Genomic DNA, 1,081 nt, shown 5'->3' on the forward strand with positions numbered 1-1,081 from the left:
CCTCGCGGATTTTCTATTCAGTTTTTATTTGCTAAATTAGGTGCTTAAACACGCCACTAATCTTATACAATCACGTTGGCAACCATATTAGAGCGAACTCCAAAAATGAAAATAACAACAATATTAATAATTGCTTTACTTCTTTATGGTCTTAATCTAAATGGACAAACTCGAAATATCACTGGAAGAGTTATAACTGACCTTTTAGAACCATTACCAATGTTAGATATTCGAAGTTCTGATTCATTACTTCTCGGAAAAACAGATATGGACGGACATTTTAAACTTACTATTCCGCAATATATCGACAGTTTATTATTTCGTTACGTAGGTATGGAACCAACTGACATTAAACTGAAAAAAAATTGTAATACAATTGAGCTCATCATGATGTATGATGGAACTTATGATTTTATGACCTTGAAAAAAGTCGATAGACTTCGTAGAAAAAAGTTTGATAAATTGCCCCTTATTCACTTAAAAGCTGTGGAAAATGGACTTTTCAAAAGCAATAATATTTGTTATAAAAGAGTCTTCGAAGAACTTAATCCTCCTAAAGCTGTTCGCGACAGCATTAAAAGGGAATATAAATTAAAGAGAAAACAAAACCGATTAATCTTTAAAAAACTTGAAATCGACAATGTTGTAAAAGTTCCTTCAGCAACATGGTCAGTTTATACAAACGAAACTGATTTTGGTTGTCTGATAACTGGAAAAGTTATAGGCAAAAACAAGAAAAATGCTGACTATAATTTACTTATAAAAGTAACTGATAACATTTGCGACAATAAAATAGCCACATATAATGGTCAGCCAGTAAAGATTGGGGATACTATCACACACAATATGAAATATTTTAAAATAGTTAAAGAATAAAATACGGTTGCCAACACCGGCTATAATTCATTGCTTCTGACTTTCCTCTCGGAAAGTCCTCGCAAATTTGCTATCTTCGATTTACGGCGGAAAATCCTCGCGGATTTTCACGCAACGAAACCATAGCCAATCACGTTGTGCTTCATTATAACCAACCGCTAACCAATGATAAAATTCTTTAGAAAAATCCGTCAAAAACTACTCT

General features: G+C 32.7%; 1 protein-coding gene. It reads left to right on the forward strand.

The window, feature by feature from the left end:
- The first annotated feature begins 105 nt into the window (after positions 1 to 105).
- Complete coding sequence (locus G5V56_RS18830; protein ID WP_166968086.1) at positions 106 to 876, forward strand: hypothetical protein; 771 nt, start codon at positions 106 to 108, stop codon at positions 874 to 876.
- Positions 877 to 1,081 lie beyond the last annotated feature (205 nt).

The sequence above is a fragment of the Yeosuana marina genome, assembly GCF_011762485.1.
Taxonomy (GTDB): domain Bacteria; phylum Bacteroidota; class Bacteroidia; order Flavobacteriales; family Flavobacteriaceae; genus Yeosuana; species Yeosuana marina.

Bases quoted from the DNA above. Each gene is read 5' to 3' on its own strand.
- G5V56_RS18830 (WP_166968086.1), top strand. From the start codon at position 106: ATGAAAATAACAACAATATTAATAATTGCTTTACTTCTTTATGGTCTT.